The following is a 17,557-nucleotide window of genomic DNA, read 5'->3' on the forward strand; positions in this document are numbered from 1 at the left end:
ATCGGAGGCGATCACATGGGCCGTTTGGACACGGAAAACCTGCTCCTAAACAGCAACAGCGCAAAGAAACTCTTTTATGATTATGCGGAAGGGATGCCGATATTCGATTACCACAACCATTTAAACCCGAAGGATATCGCGATCAACCGGCAGTTCGACAACCTGACGGAGCTTTGGCTGGAGGGGGATCACTACAAGTGGAGGGCGATGCGCTGGCTTGGCGTCGACGAAGAGCTGATTACAGGCGGTGCCAGCGCCGAAGCCAAGTTCATGGCCTGGGCGGAATGCGTTCCGCGCTTGGTGGGCAATCCGCTCTATCATTGGACCCATCTGGAGTTGACCCGTTATTTCGGGATTCAAGAGCGGTTGACCGCTGAGAATGCTAAGGAGATCTGGGAAGCTTGCAATGAGCAGCTGAAGGCTCCTGCCTTGCGGGCAGGCGGAATTCTGGAGAAATTCAAGGTCAAAGTGGCCTGCACGACAGATGATCCCGTTGATTCGCTGGAGTATCATCGGGCCATTCGGGATCATGGAGAATTGTCGACCATCGTTGCCCCTGCATTCCGGCCGGATCGGGTGCTGGATGTCACGAACCCGGATTTCACCCCCTATGCACAGAACCTGGGAACAACGGCCGGTATAGCCGTGGATACCTATCAGGGATTGCTGGATGCCCTGCAGGAGCGGATTCAATATTTCCATGATCATGGCTGTCGCCTGTCGGATCACGGCTTTGGCGCGTTTCCTTTCGAACAAGCCGATGAACAAGAGGTTGCGGACATTTACGGCAAATCGATCAGCGGGGGCAGCCTCACACCGCTTGAGGATCGGAAATATCGCACCTATACCCTGCTCAAGCTCGGAGAAATGTATCACGCCAAGGGCTGGACCATGCAACTGCACATTGGGGCGATCCGGAACAATAATGCTCGCATGTTCTCGAAGATCGGCAAGGACAGCGGGTATGACTCGATTCTCGATTTCCATCTGGCGGAAAGCCTGAACGGTTTTCTAAGCAGGCTCGACAGGAACGATCAGCTGCCGAAAACCATTGTGTACAGCCTGTATTCCTCGCATTACGAAATGATCGCTACCACGATCGGGAATTTCCAGTCGGCTGGCGTCGAGGGCAAGCTTCAGCTTGGTTCCGCTTGGTGGTTCCACGATCAGAAGGAAGGGATGCTGAAGCAGCTCACCGCGTTGTCTTCCATGGGGCTGATCAGCACTTTTGTCGGCATGCTGACCGATTCCAGGAGTTTTATGTCGTTCCCGAGGCATGAATATTTCCGCAGAGTGCTGTGCCGCCTGTTCGGCGATTGGATCAAGGAAGGGGAACTGCCCGCGGATTATGAATATATCGGTGCCATTATCCAGGATATTTGCTACCACAATGCCGAGCGTTATTTTCAAATTCATTGACAATTGCATGCGGAGCATGAACAATAGACTTACTATATGAAAGCGTTTGCTGATAGTCAGGTAGAAGATATGTGACAGCAGATGTGTTTGAACAGGCGAGGGGGACATACCGTGCAATGGAACCGGGCGATATTGGTGGATGACGAGGTGTTTACGCGCAAAGGGCTCCTGAAGCTGATTGATTGGGAAGCCTGCGGCTTTCAAATTGTAGATGAGGCGGATAACGGGGAAGATGCGCTGGAACTGATTGAACGGCTTCAACCGGATGTGGTCATCACCGATATCCGCATGCCGGTGCTGGATGGACTCGAGCTGATCAGGCATGTCGTCACGAAGGACATCGTCAAGCCGTATTTCATTATTGTAAGCGGATACGATGATTTCAATTATGCCCAGCAGGCCGTCCGCTATGGCGTGCATGATTTCATTCTGAAACCGATTGATGAGACGGAATTCAGCCATGCGCTGGTTCGGCTCAGCGAGCGGCTAAAATCAGACCGCGAGGCTCGCTTGAGAGAAGAGAGGCTGTTGTCCGGGGCCCTGATGGAATCACTCATTATAGGAGAAGCCGATGAGGCGCTGCTGCAGGAATGGGAGCAACGCCTCGAGCTTCAGCCGGAGAGTCGCCTGTTCTACGTCTTTGTCGAACGGAATGACTACCAGCAGGCTTCGGCGGCGAACGGCAATGACGATGGCAGAGCAGAATTCAAGGACAGGGTGGAGGCGGCTCTCCTTGCGATCTCGAATGGAGAACAGCCCTTCTACCTGCATGAGCACCGCAATCGAATCGGCATTATCGTTCCGGGCAGCATCCTGCACTGTTTCCAGGGGTGTCAACGGGGATTTGCCAGACGCCTTCAGCAATCGCTTGCCGATTCGGGCCACGAACGAATCTTTGTTTATTTTGGTCAACCGGTGTTGCAGCTGTCCCGCATTCAGGAGGCATACGAAACGGCCAAAGAATCACTCCTGTACAAATATATCTATGATGAGAGCGGCATTGTGATCCATGAGGAGGCCTCCCAGCACGGCCTTAACTACATCGGGCTGGAAGAGGGGCTTTACGAGCAGTTTCTGGAGCAGATCGAGGAGCTGCATTTCGAGAAGTTGGAAGTGACGATTCGCCTTCTGTTCGAATCCTTCCGGGAGAAGTTGTATGCTCCCGAAGCGGTGAAGACGGCAATCAACCAATGCGTGCTGGGCGTGGTCCGGGTGCTCGGCAGCATGGACGGGGATCAGAGCCGGCTATCCAGTTTGGAGCCGATGACCGAATGGCATGACCGCAACTTGTCGCTTCAGGGGCTGAAGCGGTTGTTCACGGAATTCGCCATTGAGAGCGCGAACTATATCGCGCACCTTCGCAAGGAGCAGCACAAGGGCGGAATCCAGAAGATCCGGGCTTATATCGAGGCCCATTATCATGAGAATATCAGCCTGAAGGGCATCGCAGGGAAGTTCTATATGAACCCGGTGTATTTGGGACAGCTTTTCAAAAAGGCGTATGGCATTTACTTTAATGACTTCCTGCTGCAGCTGCGCGTGAACGAAGCGAAGCGATTGCTGCGCCAGACGGATCTGCGCATCTATGAGGTGGCGGAACGGGTCGGCTTCAGCAACCCGGACTATTTCGTCACGCAATTCGAGAAGCTGGAGCGAATGACGCCAAGCGAGTACCGGAGCCGCTTGATGAAGGAGGACGCGTCCCAAGGGGCGAATCGATGAAGCCAAGCTTGAATAATGTCCGTCTGCGGGACAAGATGCTGCTGATGTATTTCCTGGCCGTATTTTTGCCAATCCTGGTCACCAACCTCATCTTCTACAACGTGACATCCGGCAGCGTGAGGGAGCAGCGGATCCAGGATATAACGGTGGCGCTTGAGCAGATGAAGAATGAGTTCCGTCGTGAAGTCGAGGACGCGCTGGAGATCTCCTCCGTCTTCTACACGGACATTCAGTTGAACGAGATCATGGAGACGGTGTACGATCATCCGGCCGATTATATCGAGGCTTATGATACCTATCTCCGCCGCATTTTGAATTCGGGCAGCGCCGTGTACAATTCGGTCAGCGAGATTACGGTGTATGTGGACAATCCGACCCTGCTGTATTCCGGCGGCATTAATTATATTAGCGACCAGGTGAAGGAAGAGGCCTGGTACAAGGCAATTGCGGGCAAAAACGTAACCCAGCCGATTGTGATGCGTACGGGCAAGAATGGCCAATTGGACAGCTTCAGCATCATCCGAAGCATGAATTATTTCAGTTCCCAGGATGATCATACCAAGTATCTCAAGATTGATATGCGGATGCCCTCGATTCGGCAGATCATGAGTAATCTGAATGTGCAGGGCAAAGTGTACCTGCTGAGCGGTGCCGGAAATATCGAATACACCACGGATCCGAAGGTTGATATTATGCAGGGTTCCGTGCCGTACAGCAGCATCGTGCATGGCGACAGGTTTCTGGAGTTTCACACCGATACGTTCACGACCAACAATCTAAACACCTGGACGATCATGGCGGTGACGCCGGAGGATGTGGTGCTGCGCGACGTGCATCAGTCCTTGCGATTCGTCATTGTGCTGACCTGCCTGAACTTTCTGCTTCCGACCTTGGTGATTGTCTGGATAAGCCGTTCCCTGAACGTGCGTCTGATACGGATACTCAAGCATATGAAGAAGGTCAAGAACCAGAATTACGACACGATCCAAGAGGCTGAGGCATATGACGAGATCGGTCAGCTGACGGGTGAATTCAACCGGATGACCCTGCAGCTTAAGAGCTTGATCAATGACGTGTACGTGGCGGATATCCAGAAGAAGAATTTGGAGCTTCAGCGGCGGCATGCGCAATTGAACGCTCTGCAGAGCCAGATTAATCCGCACTTTCTCTTTAACGCCTTGGAGACCATCCGCATGCGCAGTCTGATGAAGGATGAGGATGAGACGGCAAAAATCATTCATAATATGGCCAAGATCTTCCGCAATTCCCTGGTTTGGAAAAAAGACATGGTGACGCTCAAGGAAGAGGTGGAGTTTATTCACTGTTTCCTTGAAATCCAGAAATATCGGTTTGGCGACAAAATTGATTACTCGGTTCACGCCCCTGCAGAGGAAGGACATTTGCAAATACCGAAGATGGCCATCGTTACTTTTGTGGAGAATGCCAGCATTCATGGCATTGAGCCGCTCAAGCACGGGGGTCGCATTGAAGTTCAGGTTGTGCGTGAGGGCCAAAGCCTTATCTGCAGCATTCAGGATAACGGGGCAGGCATGTCCGCTGAGCAGGTGGAACGCATCTATCGCTACCTGGATACCGAGGACGAGATGGGCGAGCGGATCGGCATTCAGAACGTGATTTACCGGCTGAAGCTGTATTACGGAAGTCGGTTCCAGTTTAAAATCGACAGCTCGCCTGGACAAGGCACCCGGATAAGACTGTCCATCCCCATCGAAACCTAACAGGGCAAATCCTGCTTGGCACTCCGGTTCGGAGTGACTACAGCAGGATTTGTTCGTTAATCAGGAGGAGAGGTGCGGCGAAGGCCGCAGAGCTGCCATTTTTCACGACCAGGGATACGGTTCTATAGTTTTCAAAGTATCACCTAAAGATTGACGGGTGAAAATCGTCCCAGAGCTCTCTTATAATGAAAGTGCTTACAAATTAACGAGACCGAAAGGGGTAGGTCAAGAGCATGAACAAGAAATTTTGGCTGAGCTGTCTGACCGTGGTTATGATGGTATCGCTTCTGGCGGCTTGCGGCGGCGGTAAAGAGGCAGCGGATAACGCACCGGCTGCCGGCGGCGAAGGCGAGAAGAAAGAAGAGAAGGTCACCTTCACCTATTTCAACTCCGCAGCAGGTAAAGACAAAAATACGAACGAAACCACCATCGGTAAAATTTTTGAAGACCAAACCGGCGTGAATTTTAAAATGGAGCATTTGGTAGGAGACGAGAACACCAAGGTGGGAACATTCATTGCCAGCAACGATTATCCCGATGTGATTGTGCCGGGGAGCTCGATCGATAAGCTGGTCGGGGCGGGCGCCTTCATTCCGCTCAATGACCTGATCGATAAGTACGGCCCTAACATCAAGCGTGTGTACGAGCCGTATTACAATCTGATGAAAGCCGATGACGGCAACATTTACTTCCTCCCGTTAAGTGCGGTTGTAGGAGAGTACACGTCGGCTCCCAATATCGAGCAAGGAGCATTCTGGATTCAACGCCGCGTCCTGAAGGAAGCGGGTTACCCGAAAATCAAGACCTTCGACGAGTACCTGAACCTGATTCGCGATTACGTGAAGAAGCATCCGGAGGAAGGCTTGACCGGATATCTGGCACTGACGACGCAGGATAAATTTTTTGCCCTGACCAATGCCCCGATGCACTTGGCCGGTTATCCGAACGATGGCGGCATCATCATCGACATGGAGACTCACGTAGCGAATGATTACGCTGACGACGACATTACGAAGCGTTACCTGCAGGAGCTGAACAAGCTGAATGCGGAAGGCCTGTTCGATAAATCCTCTTTCGTGGACAACTATGATCAATACCTTGCCAAGCTGACTTCCGGTAAGGTGCTCGGCTTCTTCGACTATAGATGGCAGGTAGGCCAAGCGATGAACAACTTGCGCGAAACAGCCAATAAATCGGGTAACGACGATCTCGAATATATGGCGCTGCCGATCGTATACGACGAGAATACCAAGGATCAATATTTGGATCCGCCATCCTTTGTTAACAACCGCGGCGTAGGGATTTCCGTCAGCGCGAAGGATCCGGAACGCATTGTGAAGTATTTCAACAACCTGCTGACGGACGAGAACCAAATTCTGTCGAACTGGGGCATCAAGGACGAGACGTATTCCGTAGATGAGAACGGTCGCTTCTACCGTACGGAAGAGCAGATTGCACAGACCAATACGGAAGCCTTCCGCGAGTCCTTCGGCTTCAAGTACTTTGAATACAACTGGCCTCGTTACGGCAACGGTTCTACGCTTTCTGACGGTAATTCCGTAGGTGCGGGACGCCAGCCTGAGGTTGCGAAAATGTCTTACTCCGAACCGGACAAGAAATTGCTTGAAGCATACGACATCGATTCCTTCTCGCAGCTGTTTGCGGCACCGGACGACCGCCCATGGTATCCGGCTTGGAGCATTCCGATCGATCAGGGGTCACCGGCCCAAATCTTCACGCAGAAGAAAAGCGATTTGCAGCGTAAATACTTCCCGAAACTGGTTCTTGCCAACCCTGCGGAGTTTGATGGTATATGGAACGAATACGTGGGCGAGTTCAGCAAGCTGGACGTGAAGGGATATGAGGATCTGATCACTGAGGAAGTAGCCAAGAAAATCGCAAATGCCCAAGGATAATAATAGATAAGAGGAGGTCAGGGGCGGACCACTCGATAAGTTTGTATTCGTCCCTCCTCCTCTATAACCATTGTACGGGCTGGATAGGAAGGAGAAGAAACCGTGGATAAGGCGAACCCGATTGGACCTGCAGAGACGACGGCGCTACGTGAAGCGCCGGCGGTATCGAAAGGTTTCTTCAATAAACAACGGAAAAACAATACTGGTTTGAACAATAAACCGCCATCAGGCGAAAAAAGCTTCTTCCAGAAGCTGCTGCAGCAGAAGGCGCTGGTCTTCATGTCGATCCCTTTTTTGATATGGTTGTTTGTCTTTAAGTACCTGCCGCTATGGGGCTGGACCATCGCGTTTCAGGATTTTAAACCGGCCAAGAAGATATTCGATCAGGAATGGGTAGGCTTGCAGCATTTTACCTTTCTGTTTCAGGACGAACACTTCCTCCGGGTCATGCGCAACACGCTCGCTATGAGTTTTATCAACCTTGTCTTAGGTTTTGTTACGGCGATTGTGTTAGCGATCCTGCTCAATGAGCTGCGTAATTTGATGTTCAAACGGGTGGTGCAGACGATCAGTTATTTGCCCCATTTCATCTCTTGGGTTGTGGCAGCGAGCATTATTTCGACGGCTCTGTCCGCAGACGGCGGGATTATCAATGAACTCCTCATGTGGTTCGGGATTATTAAGGAACCGATCTTATGGCTTGGGGAAGGGGAATATTTCTGGGGAATACTCGGTGTTTCGGAAGTATGGAAGAATGTCGGCTGGAACACCATTATATATTTGGCAGCCATGACGATGATCGATCCCTCGCAGTACGAGGCGGCGGAAATCGATGGCGCCGGACGCTTTCAACGGATCTGGAACATCACCTTGCCGGGTCTGAAGCCGGTATTCATCATCCTGCTGATCATGAATATCGGCAACCTGCTCGAATCCGGCTTTGAACCGCAATATTTGCTTGGTAACGGCATGAACGTGGATTATTCCGAGAACCTGGATATTTTCGTGCTGAAATACGGTATTCAGATGGGCAACTTCTCGCTCTCGATTGCAGCCGGCATGTTCAAGACGGTCGTCAGCTTCATACTCTTGTTCACGGCCAACCATATCGCGAAGAGACTGGGCGAAGATCGATTGTTCTAAGCGAAAGCTTGCGAGGACCGTTCTCTATCAGAAAACGTACAGGAGGATTCATATGGCGAAGATTTCAGATTCACCACGGGCCCACGCCCGGTTCAAGTCTCCCGCGGACCGGTTATTCGATACCTTTAACATTGTGTTCATGATCTGTCTCATGATTGTCACGTTGTACCCGTTCATCAATACGCTCGCGGTTTCCTTCAACAATGCGACGGATTCGGTAAAAGGCGGCATTTATTTATGGCCGCGGGATTTCACGTGGGAGAATTATAAATATGTATTTAACGAGGCCACGATATTCCACGCTACCTTCATCTCGGTTTTGCGTACGTTGATCGGTACGATCACTTCCGTATTCTGCTGTGCTATGGTGGCCTATACCATCAGCCGTCCGGAATATGTGCTGCGCAAATTTGTATCGATTGCCTTCATCTTGACGATGTATTTCAGCGGCGGTTTGATTCCGAACTTCCTGTTGATTCGCGAATTGGGCATGCTGGGGACCTTCTCGGTGTACATCATTCCGGGTCTGATCGGCGTGTTTAACGTTATCGTCATCCGTTCCTTCATTGAAGGACTGCCGGAGGGAATTCTGGAATCGGCCCGGATCGACGGCGCCGGTGAATTCACGACTTTCATGAAAATCGTGCTTCCGCTATGCGTGCCCGTACTTGCTACGGTATCGCTGTTTACGGCGGTATCCCAGTGGAACTCCTGGTTTGACGTATTCTTGTATAACTCTTCATACAGTGAGCTTAGCACCCTGCAGTATGAGTTGATGAAAATACTCCAGAATTCGAACTCCTCGCTGAATTCGGGCAACGACTATGCAAGCCAGTTTGCAAGCTCGGAAAGCGGTGCGAACCAGGTCACCCCGACCTCTATACGGGCTACGATGACCATTGTGGCCAGCGTGCCGATCATTCTGGTGTATCCGTTCCTGCAAAAATACTTCGTGCAAGGGATGACCCTTGGCGGGGTGAAAGGGTAAGCCTGCTGGAGTCGCCAAATAAGTACATCGTGTGCACGGCTCCCTGTACGCACGGTGCATGGTCTGGAGCATGCTTGGATGGCTGCTATCGACCAACCGATGTCGTTGCATCATGATCATAAACCATCAATCTTGCTATGATCTCTAAATTCAAGGAGGGATTGCGTATGTCTAACACGCAGCGAAGTGAACCCAGGCTGAAGGAAATGTTCGCGGATGACTTTCTCATTGGAGCAGCCGTGAACCCGCGGACGATCGAAACGCAGGAGGAATTGCTATCCTATCATTTCAACAGCATCACGGCGGAAAATGAAATGAAGTTTGTCAGCGTGCACCCGGCGGAGGATACGTATACGTTCGAGGATGCGGACCGGCTTGCCGCTTTCGCCCGCAAGCATGGAATGAAGATGCGCGGCCATACACTGGTATGGCATAACCAAACAACCGATTGGCTGTTCGAAGACAAGAACGGGAACCTGGTGGATAAAGCCACGCTGTACGAACGGTTAAAGTCGCATACCGACACGGTCGTAAAGCGGTACAAGGGCGATATTTACGCCTGGGACGTTGTCAACGAAGTAATTGCGGATGAAGGCGCCGAACTTCTCCGTCCGTCCAAGTGGCTGGACATTGCGGGTCCGGAGTTCATCTCCAAGGCATTCGAGTATGCTCATGAAGCCGACCCGGCGGCGTTGTTGTTCTATAACGATTACAATGAGTCCCACCCGAACAAGCGGGACAAAATCCATACGCTGGTCAAGTTACTGATGGATCAAGGAACGCCGATCCATGGCATAGGATTGCAGGCGCACTGGAATCTGTACGATCCGGCTCTTGATGATATCCGCTCCGCGATCGAGAAGTATGCATCGCTCGGCCTGCAGCTTCAACTCACCGAGCTCGATGTATCGATGTTCCGGTTTGAAGACAAGCGGAAGGATCTGACCGAAGCACCGGAAGAACTTCTGGAGGCTCAAGCCAAGAGGTATGAGGCGATGTTTGGCATTCTGAAGGAGTACCGGGATCATATTACGTCCGTTACCTTCTGGGGCGCTGCCGACGATTACACTTGGCTGGACGATTTCCCGGTACGGGGGCGGAAGAATTGGCCCTTCCTGTTCGATGAGCGGCATCAGCCGAAACCGGCGTTTCATCGCTTGGTGGAGCATATGGTCAAGGTGTAATCCGTCTTGGACGGATCAAGTCTTCATCCTAATCAAATAGAAAGCAATATATGCGATTAAGGCTCCCATCAGCTTGTCATGTTGCCGGTCCTTGTGGCCGGCATCTGTATTTTGGCTTTGACGGAAAGCGGAGGTTTAAGACAACGGCAATCCGAAGAGATGGCACTGACTTTTGGCCAAAGAAGGAGGAACTGACATTGAACAGCACTTTATATAAAGCGTGGCTGCAGTATGCGCCCATCAAGGACCGGGAGCTTGCCTCCGGATACAGCAGACTGCTCGGCACGATTGTAGCGGATCTGCAGCAGTCGCGGGTTGCGAACGCCGCCATGGAGGAACTGAAGAGGGCGTGCCAATCCATGCTGGGTATTGTCCCGGTCATCACGTCCGAGGCCCCGTCTTCATTTTACTTCGAGGTGCGCATCTCGACATCAACCGAACCCGGCATGGGAGAACTAGATGGGGTCGGCTCAGGTGAGGATAGGAGCCTGATGGCAGACCAGCTAGGCGCAGAAGGCTTTCAGTTGGAGCATTCAATCCAAGGGAAGCAGGAAAAGCTGGTACTGACCGGTGGATCGGGCAAAGGGGTATTATATGGGGTGTTTCATTTATTGAGATTGCTGGCCTCCCACCAACCGTTAACCGGTTTGAAGGTGACCGAGCAGCCAGTGAACGGACTGCGGATGATCAATCAATGGGACAATGCCGACGGCTCGGTGGAACGCGGGTACTCGGGCCACTCGATTTTTTACGAAAACGGACGGTTCACCGAAAATCTGGATCGCGTAAGAGACTACGCCCGCTTATTGGCTTCCGTGGGATTGAATGCCATCTCCATTAATAACGTCAATGTGCATGAGATCGAGACGAAGTTCATTACCGCGGAATATTTGCCGACGATTGTGAAGGTCGCGGATATCTTCCGGGAATATGGCATTTCATTGTACTTGAGCATTAACTTTGCGGCTCCGCTGCATATCGGCGGCGTATCGACCTCCGATCCGCTGAGCGAAGAGGTTCGACAGTGGTGGAAGGATACGGCGGATGAGATTTATGATCATATCCCGGACTTCGGCGGCTTCCTGGTGAAGGCGGATTCGGAGCATCGCCCCGGCCCGTTTGCCTATGGAAGGGACCATGCCGATGGCGCCAATATGCTCGCTGAGGCCTTGGAGCCGCATGGCGGGCTCGTCATCTGGCGCTGCTTCGTATACAACTGCATGCAGGATTGGCGCGATCGCAGCACAGACCGAGCGCGGGCGGCCTATGATCATTTTACCCCGCTGGACGGCAGGTTTAAGGACAATGTGCTGCTGCAGATTAAGAACGGGCCCATGGACTTTCAAGTGCGGGAACCGGTGTCGCCGCTGTTCGGTAGCATGAAAGAGACCAATCAAGTGCTGGAGTTTCAGGTCGCCCAGGAATATACGGGGCAGCAGCGCCACGTATGCTATTTGGTGCCGCAGTGGAAAGAGGTGCTGGATTTCGATACCTATGCGAATGGGTCGGGGTCCGAGGTGAAGAAGATCGTGAACGGTTCGCTGCACGACATGAAATACAGCGGGATCGCCGCCGTTTCCAACATCGGAAATGATGAGAACTGGACGGGGCACACCTTGGCACAGGCGAATCTGTATGGCTTCGGACGTCTGGTCTGGGATCCGGAATTGTCCTCCGAGGGGATCGCGGAAGAATGGACGAGGCTGACCTTCGGCAATGACGACACGGTGGTCCATACGGTATGCGACATGCTGATGCAATCGTGGCCGATCTATGAAAGCTATACCGCCCCGCTCGGGGTGGGCTGGATGATTACGCCGCATACGCATTACGGTCCGGATGTGGACGGCTATGAATATTCAAGGTGGGGCACGTATCATTTCGCCGATCGGGACGGGATGGGCGTCGATCGCACGGTGACATCGGGCACAGGCTATACCGCGCAGTATTTCGGGCCGAATAAGGCCCGATATGATTCACTGGCGGATTGTCCTGACGAGCTGCTGCTGTTCTTCCATCATGTGCCGTATTCCCATGTGCTGAAATCCGGCAAAACGGTGATTCAGCATATCTATGACTCACATTTTGGCGGGGCGGAAGCAGCGACAGGACTGCTTGAGGCTTGGACCTCTTTGGAAGGAAAGGTCGATCCGGAGCGCTTCGTTCAAGTGACGGAGCGGCTCACGGATCAAGCCGAGCATGCGAAGCATTGGCGGGATGTGATCAACACGTATTTCTTCCGTAAATCCGGCGTGCCGGATGAACAGGGGCGGACGATATATTAAGTTCATTTTATAACTGAATACGAAAATATAGGGGGGTGCCCCATCAGATTTCGGAACTGATGGGGCATCTTTTTTCTTGGCTGAATACTGTTCGAATGCTGAACCTTTTGTGAGCATGCACTTTTGATGACATACTTCCCAGGTAAAAAATAATGCCCTGTGCAAAGTTTTATATGGTAAAATCTTGTAAAAAAACTCCAAAGGAGGAGGAGTACATGATTAGATACTTCTGCTTGTTGATATTGTTGATCCTGGTCTTCGGAGGCTGCAGTGGAAGCGATGAGCCTAAAGAGAAGTTTACCGCAGAAGATATGGGAATCGTGCGGTTAGACAATGGCCAGAAGGTATTCTACGGCATGAATCGTGCGGAAGCTGAAGAAGTGCTTGGGAAAGGCCAAGAGCATGCCAGGGGCGTATTTGATTACGATTCCGGCATCGCGGTGTTCTACAGAGATGATGCCGTTGTCGCGATCAGGATGGAGGAAGAATCGAAAGGTCATTATCAAACAACGCGCGGTGCTGAAATAGGAATGCAAATAGACGAGATCAAACAACGATATGGGGAGCAATATGAGCCATCACAGTCCGATGATATCCTGGATTACTTCTATGACTATAAAAAAGGAAAGTTCCTCGAGAAAAATGCGCCCGAAACAGAAGAAGAGGCGCGGAATATTTTTATCTTTTCATCCATGTTTCATGATGGGTACGCGGACACCCTTTTGTTTCTTGATAGTTACTACGCGTCCTCTGGCAAGTGATTCAGGACAGGGCGATAATCTTTGTGTGCAAAAACCAGGATCTACAGAACGGCATGCTGTTAAAGAGATGGACTTCATTTCAGAAGCTGGGCTTTATAGGGTGGGGGGCTATATGATATACTGAGAATAGGGTTAGAATAAGATGAAGTAGTGATCAAGGGGGGAATGGGTATGACAGTCGAGAAACATGTACATGATGCATGCGCAGTAACCAGTGAACGGAAGAGCCATCATTCCGATAAAACAAAAAGCAACCTCGTCAGCCGGTTGAACCGAATTGAAGGACAGATTCGCGGCGTGAAAGGCTTAATTGAGAAGGATACGTACTGTGACGATGTATTAAACCAGATCTCCTCGATTCAGTCGGCCTTGAACGGCGTCAGCAAATTGCTGCTTGAGCATCATATGAAGAGCTGTGTGGTGGAGCGCCTGCAGGAAGGCGACGATGAGGTTATAACCGAGTTGTTAACAACCATGAACAAGTTAATGAAATAATGGAATTCTGACTGGAGACGGTCTGGTTATGATGACTTTCCATGGAGCTGCCACCTTCTAAAGGTGGCAGTAAGTGTTTATTCAGGGTGAACAATACCGCACGGTTATGCGGTTAAATCATAGCGACGACTTATTTTTCAAAAAAAATGAGAAAACCCATTGACTATATATAGGGTAGGGGGGTATACTAACATCAAGAAACGAGAACAACCCGTTCAAAACTAATTCCGGGCACGCTTTTAGAAGGGCTGCTCAAAATAATTCATAACCCAAAGGAGAGATTGAACATGGAACAGGTAACAATAAAAGTTGAAGGTATGTCTTGCATGCATTGCGTGAATTCCATTGAGGGAGCTTTAAAGAATGAGAACATCGAGGGACATGTGGATTTGAAGGCAGGCACGGTCTCCGTGAAATATGACGCAGGCAAAATCAACTTGGATAAAATCAAAGAAATTATCGAGGAACAAGGATATAACGTAGTTTAATCAAACGGCACGAGGATGAAGAGGGGTGAGGAGAAGATGGGAGCAGGAACAATGGAACAGAAGAAAACGTCGCTGCAGTTAACGGGTATGACATGTGCCGCCTGTGCGAATCGGATTGAGAAGGGTCTAAGTAAAATGGAGGGCGTCCAGGAAGCGAATGTGAATTTTGCGCTGGAAAAAGCGTCGGTTACATTTGATCCGAATGTGGTTTCCGTCCAGCAGATGGAAGAGAAAATTGAAAAGCTGGGTTACGGAACGGCAAAGGAAACCGTGGACCTGCAGCTGATTGGCATGTACTGCGCCGCCTGTGCTACGAAAATCGAAAAAGTAGTAAGCAAGATGCCAGGTGTTAATCAGGCCAACGTCAATTTTGCGCTGGAGACGGCCCGGGTGGAATTCAATCCCGCAGAGGTAAGCCTTAGCGATATTCAACAGCGTGTGGAGAAGCTCGGGTATCAGGCGGTTTCCAAACAGGAGACGCTTGATCAGGAAGGTCACCGCAAGGAGGCCATCACCAAGCAAAAGCGGAAGCTGCTCCTGTCGGCGATTCTGTCGCTGCCGCTGCTCTGGGCCATGGTGAGCCATTTCTCCTTCACCTCCTGGATCTGGATGCCGGATCTGTTCATGAACCCTTGGTTCCAGCTGATCCTGGCCACGCCAGTACAGTTTTTTATCGGAAAACAGTTCTACGTGGGAGCCTATAAGGCTCTCCGCAACAAAAGCGCCAATATGGACGTTCTGGTCGCGCTCGGTACCTCGGCAGCTTATTTCTACAGTCTGTATTTAACGATCGATTGGGCCGCTGCCGGAGCAAATGCACACCATGGGCCCGAAATGTACTATGAAACGAGTGCGGTGCTGATCACGCTGGTCATTATGGGGAAACTGTTTGAATCCCTGGCCAAAGGCCGTACCTCGGAGGCTATCAAAACCCTGATGGGGCTTCAAGCCAAAACGGCGCTGGTCGTTCGTGACGGTCAGGAGATGACTATCCCGGTGGAACAGGTCCTGGTGGGTGATCTTGTATTGGTAAAGCCGGGTGAGAAAATCCCGGTGGACGGTAAAGTGGTCGAGGGCACGTCGGCGGTAGATGAGTCGATGCTGACAGGTGAAAGCATTCCGGTTGAGAAAAAAGCGGGCGACGCCGTCATCGGCGCCACCATAAACAAGAACGGGCGCTTGACGCTTGAAGCGACGAAAGTGGGTAAAGAGACCGCTCTAGCGCAAATTATCAAGGTGGTTGAGGAAGCCCAAGGTTCCAAGGCTCCGATTCAGCGGGTCGCTGATGTCATCTCCGGCATCTTCGTTCCGATCGTGGTGGGCATTGCGATTGTTGCCTTCCTCGTATGGTACTTCTGGGTAACGCCTGGTAATTTCGCGCAATCGTTAGAAATTGCCATCGCGATTCTGGTTATTGCTTGTCCGTGTGCGTTGGGTCTGGCTACACCGACCTCGATCATGGCCGGGTCGGGCCGCGCTGCAGAACTGGGCGTTCTGTTCAAGGGCGGGGAGCATCTGGAGTCTACCCATAAAATCAACACGATTATTCTGGATAAAACAGGAACGGTAACAAAAGGGAAACCTGAGTTAACCGATGTGGAAGTTCATAACTTTGATCAAGAGCTGTTCCTTCGTCTGGTCGGATCAGCTGAGAAGAGCTCCGAGCATCCGCTTGCCGAAGCGATTGTGGCCGGGATTGAAGCAAAAGGAACGCGGCTTCCGACTGCGGAGCATTTTGAAGCCATTCCAGGCTACGGCATCCGTGCCAGCGTGGAAGGACATGAGGTTCTGGTAGGCACACGTAAGCTGATGGCACAGCATAACGTGCCGATTGATTCGATCCTCGGCAGAATGTCGGAGCTTGAAACCGAGGGCAAGACTGCTATGCTGACGGCTGTAGACGGCCAATATGCAGGTCTTGTGGCTGTGGCAGATACGATCAAGGAGACGTCCCGTGCTGCCGTAGCGAGATTGAAAGAAATGGGCATTGAGGTCATTATGATTACCGGGGACAATGAACGCACGGCACAGGCCATCGCGAAGCAGGTTGGCATCGACCATGTGCGTGCCGAGGTTCTGCCGGAAGGCAAAGCGGATGAAGTGAAAAAGCTCCAGCAGCAGGGCAAGAAGGTCGCCATGGTGGGCGACGGCATTAACGATGCGCCGGCCCTTGCGGTTGCCGATATCGGCATGGCCATCGGCACAGGTACGGATGTGGCAATGGAAGCCGCTGACGTGACGCTGATGAAGGGCGACCTGAACAGCATTCCGGATGCCATCTACATGAGCCGCAAGACGATGAGCAACATCCGTCAGAACCTGTTCTGGGCGCTGGGCTATAACTCGCTTGGCATTCCGATTGCCGCCATCGGGCTTCTGGCACCTTGGGTGGCTGGGGCCGCCATGGCACTGAGCTCTGTATCGGTCGTGCTGAATGCCCTTCGCCTGCAGCGGATGAAGGTATAACGAACGCTGGCAGACCTTTTATATAGAGTATGATTGGTAACCGAGCAAGAGAACGATATTTGGGTAACTTGATGGGAGTGTAGACATTTGGCCATGCAAAAATTTGCAGTGACACCCGGCTTTGAAGTGGGCGGAACGCTGTTCCGCCCGGATCAGCTGGCCGTATTGGGCTCCATCGTGGGCGAGGACGCCCGCATTGAGATGACTACCTTTAAGCAGCTCTACGTGGAGATGGATGCAGAGCGGGTGGAAGAAGCCAAGGTGAAGCTGGAAGCTGCCGGACTTCAGGTTCATCCCGCCGGCTTTGTCTCCAAGAGCCTGATCACCTGCAACTTTTGCCGGGGGGCGGAGGATTCGGGGCTGGATGTTGCAAAGATGCTGGATGAAGCGATCGCCGATCATCCTGTACCCAATCCGCTAAAGATCGGTTACGCAGGATGCGCGCTTGGCACCAGCGAACCGCTGCTGAAAGATATTGCCGTGATGAAGATGAGGAATACCTATGATATCTATGTTGGTGGAGAGCCGAGAGGGTTGAAAGCTGCTCTGGCGAAGCCGCTGCACACGGATTTAGCGCCGGATCAGCTGGCTCCGATCATCCTGAAGCTGATCGCCGTCTATCAGGAGAACGGCAAGAAGAAAGAGAAGTTCTCCCGCTTCGTGGATCGCATGACGATCGAGCAGCTGCGTCAACTCACGCTGGATGCGCGGATGGATACGGCAGGGTAAACGTAAGGCTTAACAGGCATCACCTTTTGGGTGAATAGGATACGCCCAAACGAGGATGGATATACTTTCAAGAGCACCTGAGGGTGCTCTTTTTTCTATAGATTAGAACACGCTATCCACTGGGATCCTTGCTTGGATCGATCAAGCGAGATCAACTCCGAACGCATTTTGTCTTCCATAATTGCGACACGGGAGCTTTTTTATGTTGTTTTTTATGGATGA

13 protein-coding genes are annotated in these 17,557 nt (G+C 51.6%); all 13 read left to right on the forward strand.

Going from position 1 to position 17,557, the window contains the following annotated elements:
• Nucleotides 1-15: 15 nt before the first annotated feature.
• The 13 genes from uxaC (at nucleotide 16) to ACPV3A_RS28895 (ending at nucleotide 17,335) form a co-directional block, all read left to right on the forward strand.
• Complete coding sequence (gene uxaC, locus ACPV3A_RS28835; RefSeq protein WP_426202952.1) at nucleotides 16-1,419, forward strand: glucuronate isomerase; 1,404 nt, start codon at nucleotides 16-18, stop codon at nucleotides 1,417-1,419.
• A gap of 111 nt (nucleotides 1,420-1,530) precedes the next feature.
• Complete coding sequence (locus ACPV3A_RS28840; protein WP_426202954.1) at nucleotides 1,531-3,141, forward strand: response regulator transcription factor; 1,611 nt, start codon at nucleotides 1,531-1,533, stop codon at nucleotides 3,139-3,141.
• Entirely contained in the window at nucleotides 3,138-4,880 is a 1,743-nt protein-coding gene (locus tag ACPV3A_RS28845; RefSeq protein ID WP_426202956.1) for a sensor histidine kinase, read from the forward strand. Before ACPV3A_RS28840 ends, ACPV3A_RS28845 begins: the two co-directional genes overlap by 4 nt.
• A gap of 233 nt (nucleotides 4,881-5,113) precedes the next feature.
• Entirely contained in the window at nucleotides 5,114-6,796 is a 1,683-nt protein-coding gene (locus ACPV3A_RS28850; protein WP_426202958.1) for an ABC transporter substrate-binding protein, read from the forward strand.
• Between the two features lie 102 nt (nucleotides 6,797-6,898).
• The gene (locus ACPV3A_RS28855) at nucleotides 6,899-7,939 is read left to right on the forward strand and encodes an ABC transporter permease (RefSeq protein WP_426202960.1); all 1,041 of its coding nucleotides are present in this window, start codon (nucleotides 6,899-6,901) and stop codon (nucleotides 7,937-7,939) included.
• Between the two features lie 52 nt (nucleotides 7,940-7,991).
• On the forward strand, nucleotides 7,992-8,927 hold the full coding sequence (locus ACPV3A_RS28860) for a carbohydrate ABC transporter permease (protein WP_071218718.1): 936 nt from the start codon (nucleotides 7,992-7,994) through the stop codon (nucleotides 8,925-8,927).
• A 167-nt stretch (nucleotides 8,928-9,094) separates the two neighbouring features.
• Entirely contained in the window at nucleotides 9,095-10,111 is a 1,017-nt protein-coding gene (locus ACPV3A_RS28865) for an endo-1,4-beta-xylanase (RefSeq protein ID WP_426202962.1), read from the forward strand.
• Nucleotides 10,112-10,308: 197 nt separating this feature from the next.
• Nucleotides 10,309-12,396 (forward strand): alpha-glucuronidase family glycosyl hydrolase, encoded by a 2,088-nt coding sequence (locus ACPV3A_RS28870; RefSeq protein WP_426202964.1) that lies wholly within the window; start codon nucleotides 10,309-10,311, stop codon nucleotides 12,394-12,396.
• A 215-nt stretch (nucleotides 12,397-12,611) separates the two neighbouring features.
• The gene (locus ACPV3A_RS28875; protein WP_339295106.1) at nucleotides 12,612-13,157 is read left to right on the forward strand and encodes a hypothetical protein; all 546 of its coding nucleotides are present in this window, start codon (nucleotides 12,612-12,614) and stop codon (nucleotides 13,155-13,157) included.
• Between the two features lie 171 nt (nucleotides 13,158-13,328).
• Nucleotides 13,329-13,652, forward strand: coding sequence for a metal-sensitive transcriptional regulator (locus ACPV3A_RS28880; RefSeq protein WP_071218722.1), 324 nt, complete (start codon nucleotides 13,329-13,331; stop codon nucleotides 13,650-13,652).
• A gap of 287 nt (nucleotides 13,653-13,939) precedes the next feature.
• On the forward strand, nucleotides 13,940-14,140 hold the full coding sequence (locus ACPV3A_RS28885) for a cation transporter (protein WP_194540064.1): 201 nt from the start codon (nucleotides 13,940-13,942) through the stop codon (nucleotides 14,138-14,140).
• A 36-nt stretch (nucleotides 14,141-14,176) separates the two neighbouring features.
• Nucleotides 14,177-16,606, forward strand: coding sequence for a heavy metal translocating P-type ATPase (locus ACPV3A_RS28890; protein ID WP_426202968.1), 2,430 nt, complete (start codon nucleotides 14,177-14,179; stop codon nucleotides 16,604-16,606).
• 87 nt (nucleotides 16,607-16,693) lie between these two features.
• Entirely contained in the window at nucleotides 16,694-17,335 is a 642-nt protein-coding gene (locus tag ACPV3A_RS28895) for a nitrite reductase (RefSeq protein WP_339295103.1), read from the forward strand.
• The last annotated feature ends 222 nt before the right edge of the window (nucleotides 17,336-17,557 follow it).

Source organism: Paenibacillus sp. Dod16 (genome assembly GCF_049893405.1).
In the GTDB taxonomy this organism is placed as follows: Bacteria; Bacillota; Bacilli; order Paenibacillales; family Paenibacillaceae; genus Paenibacillus_AQ.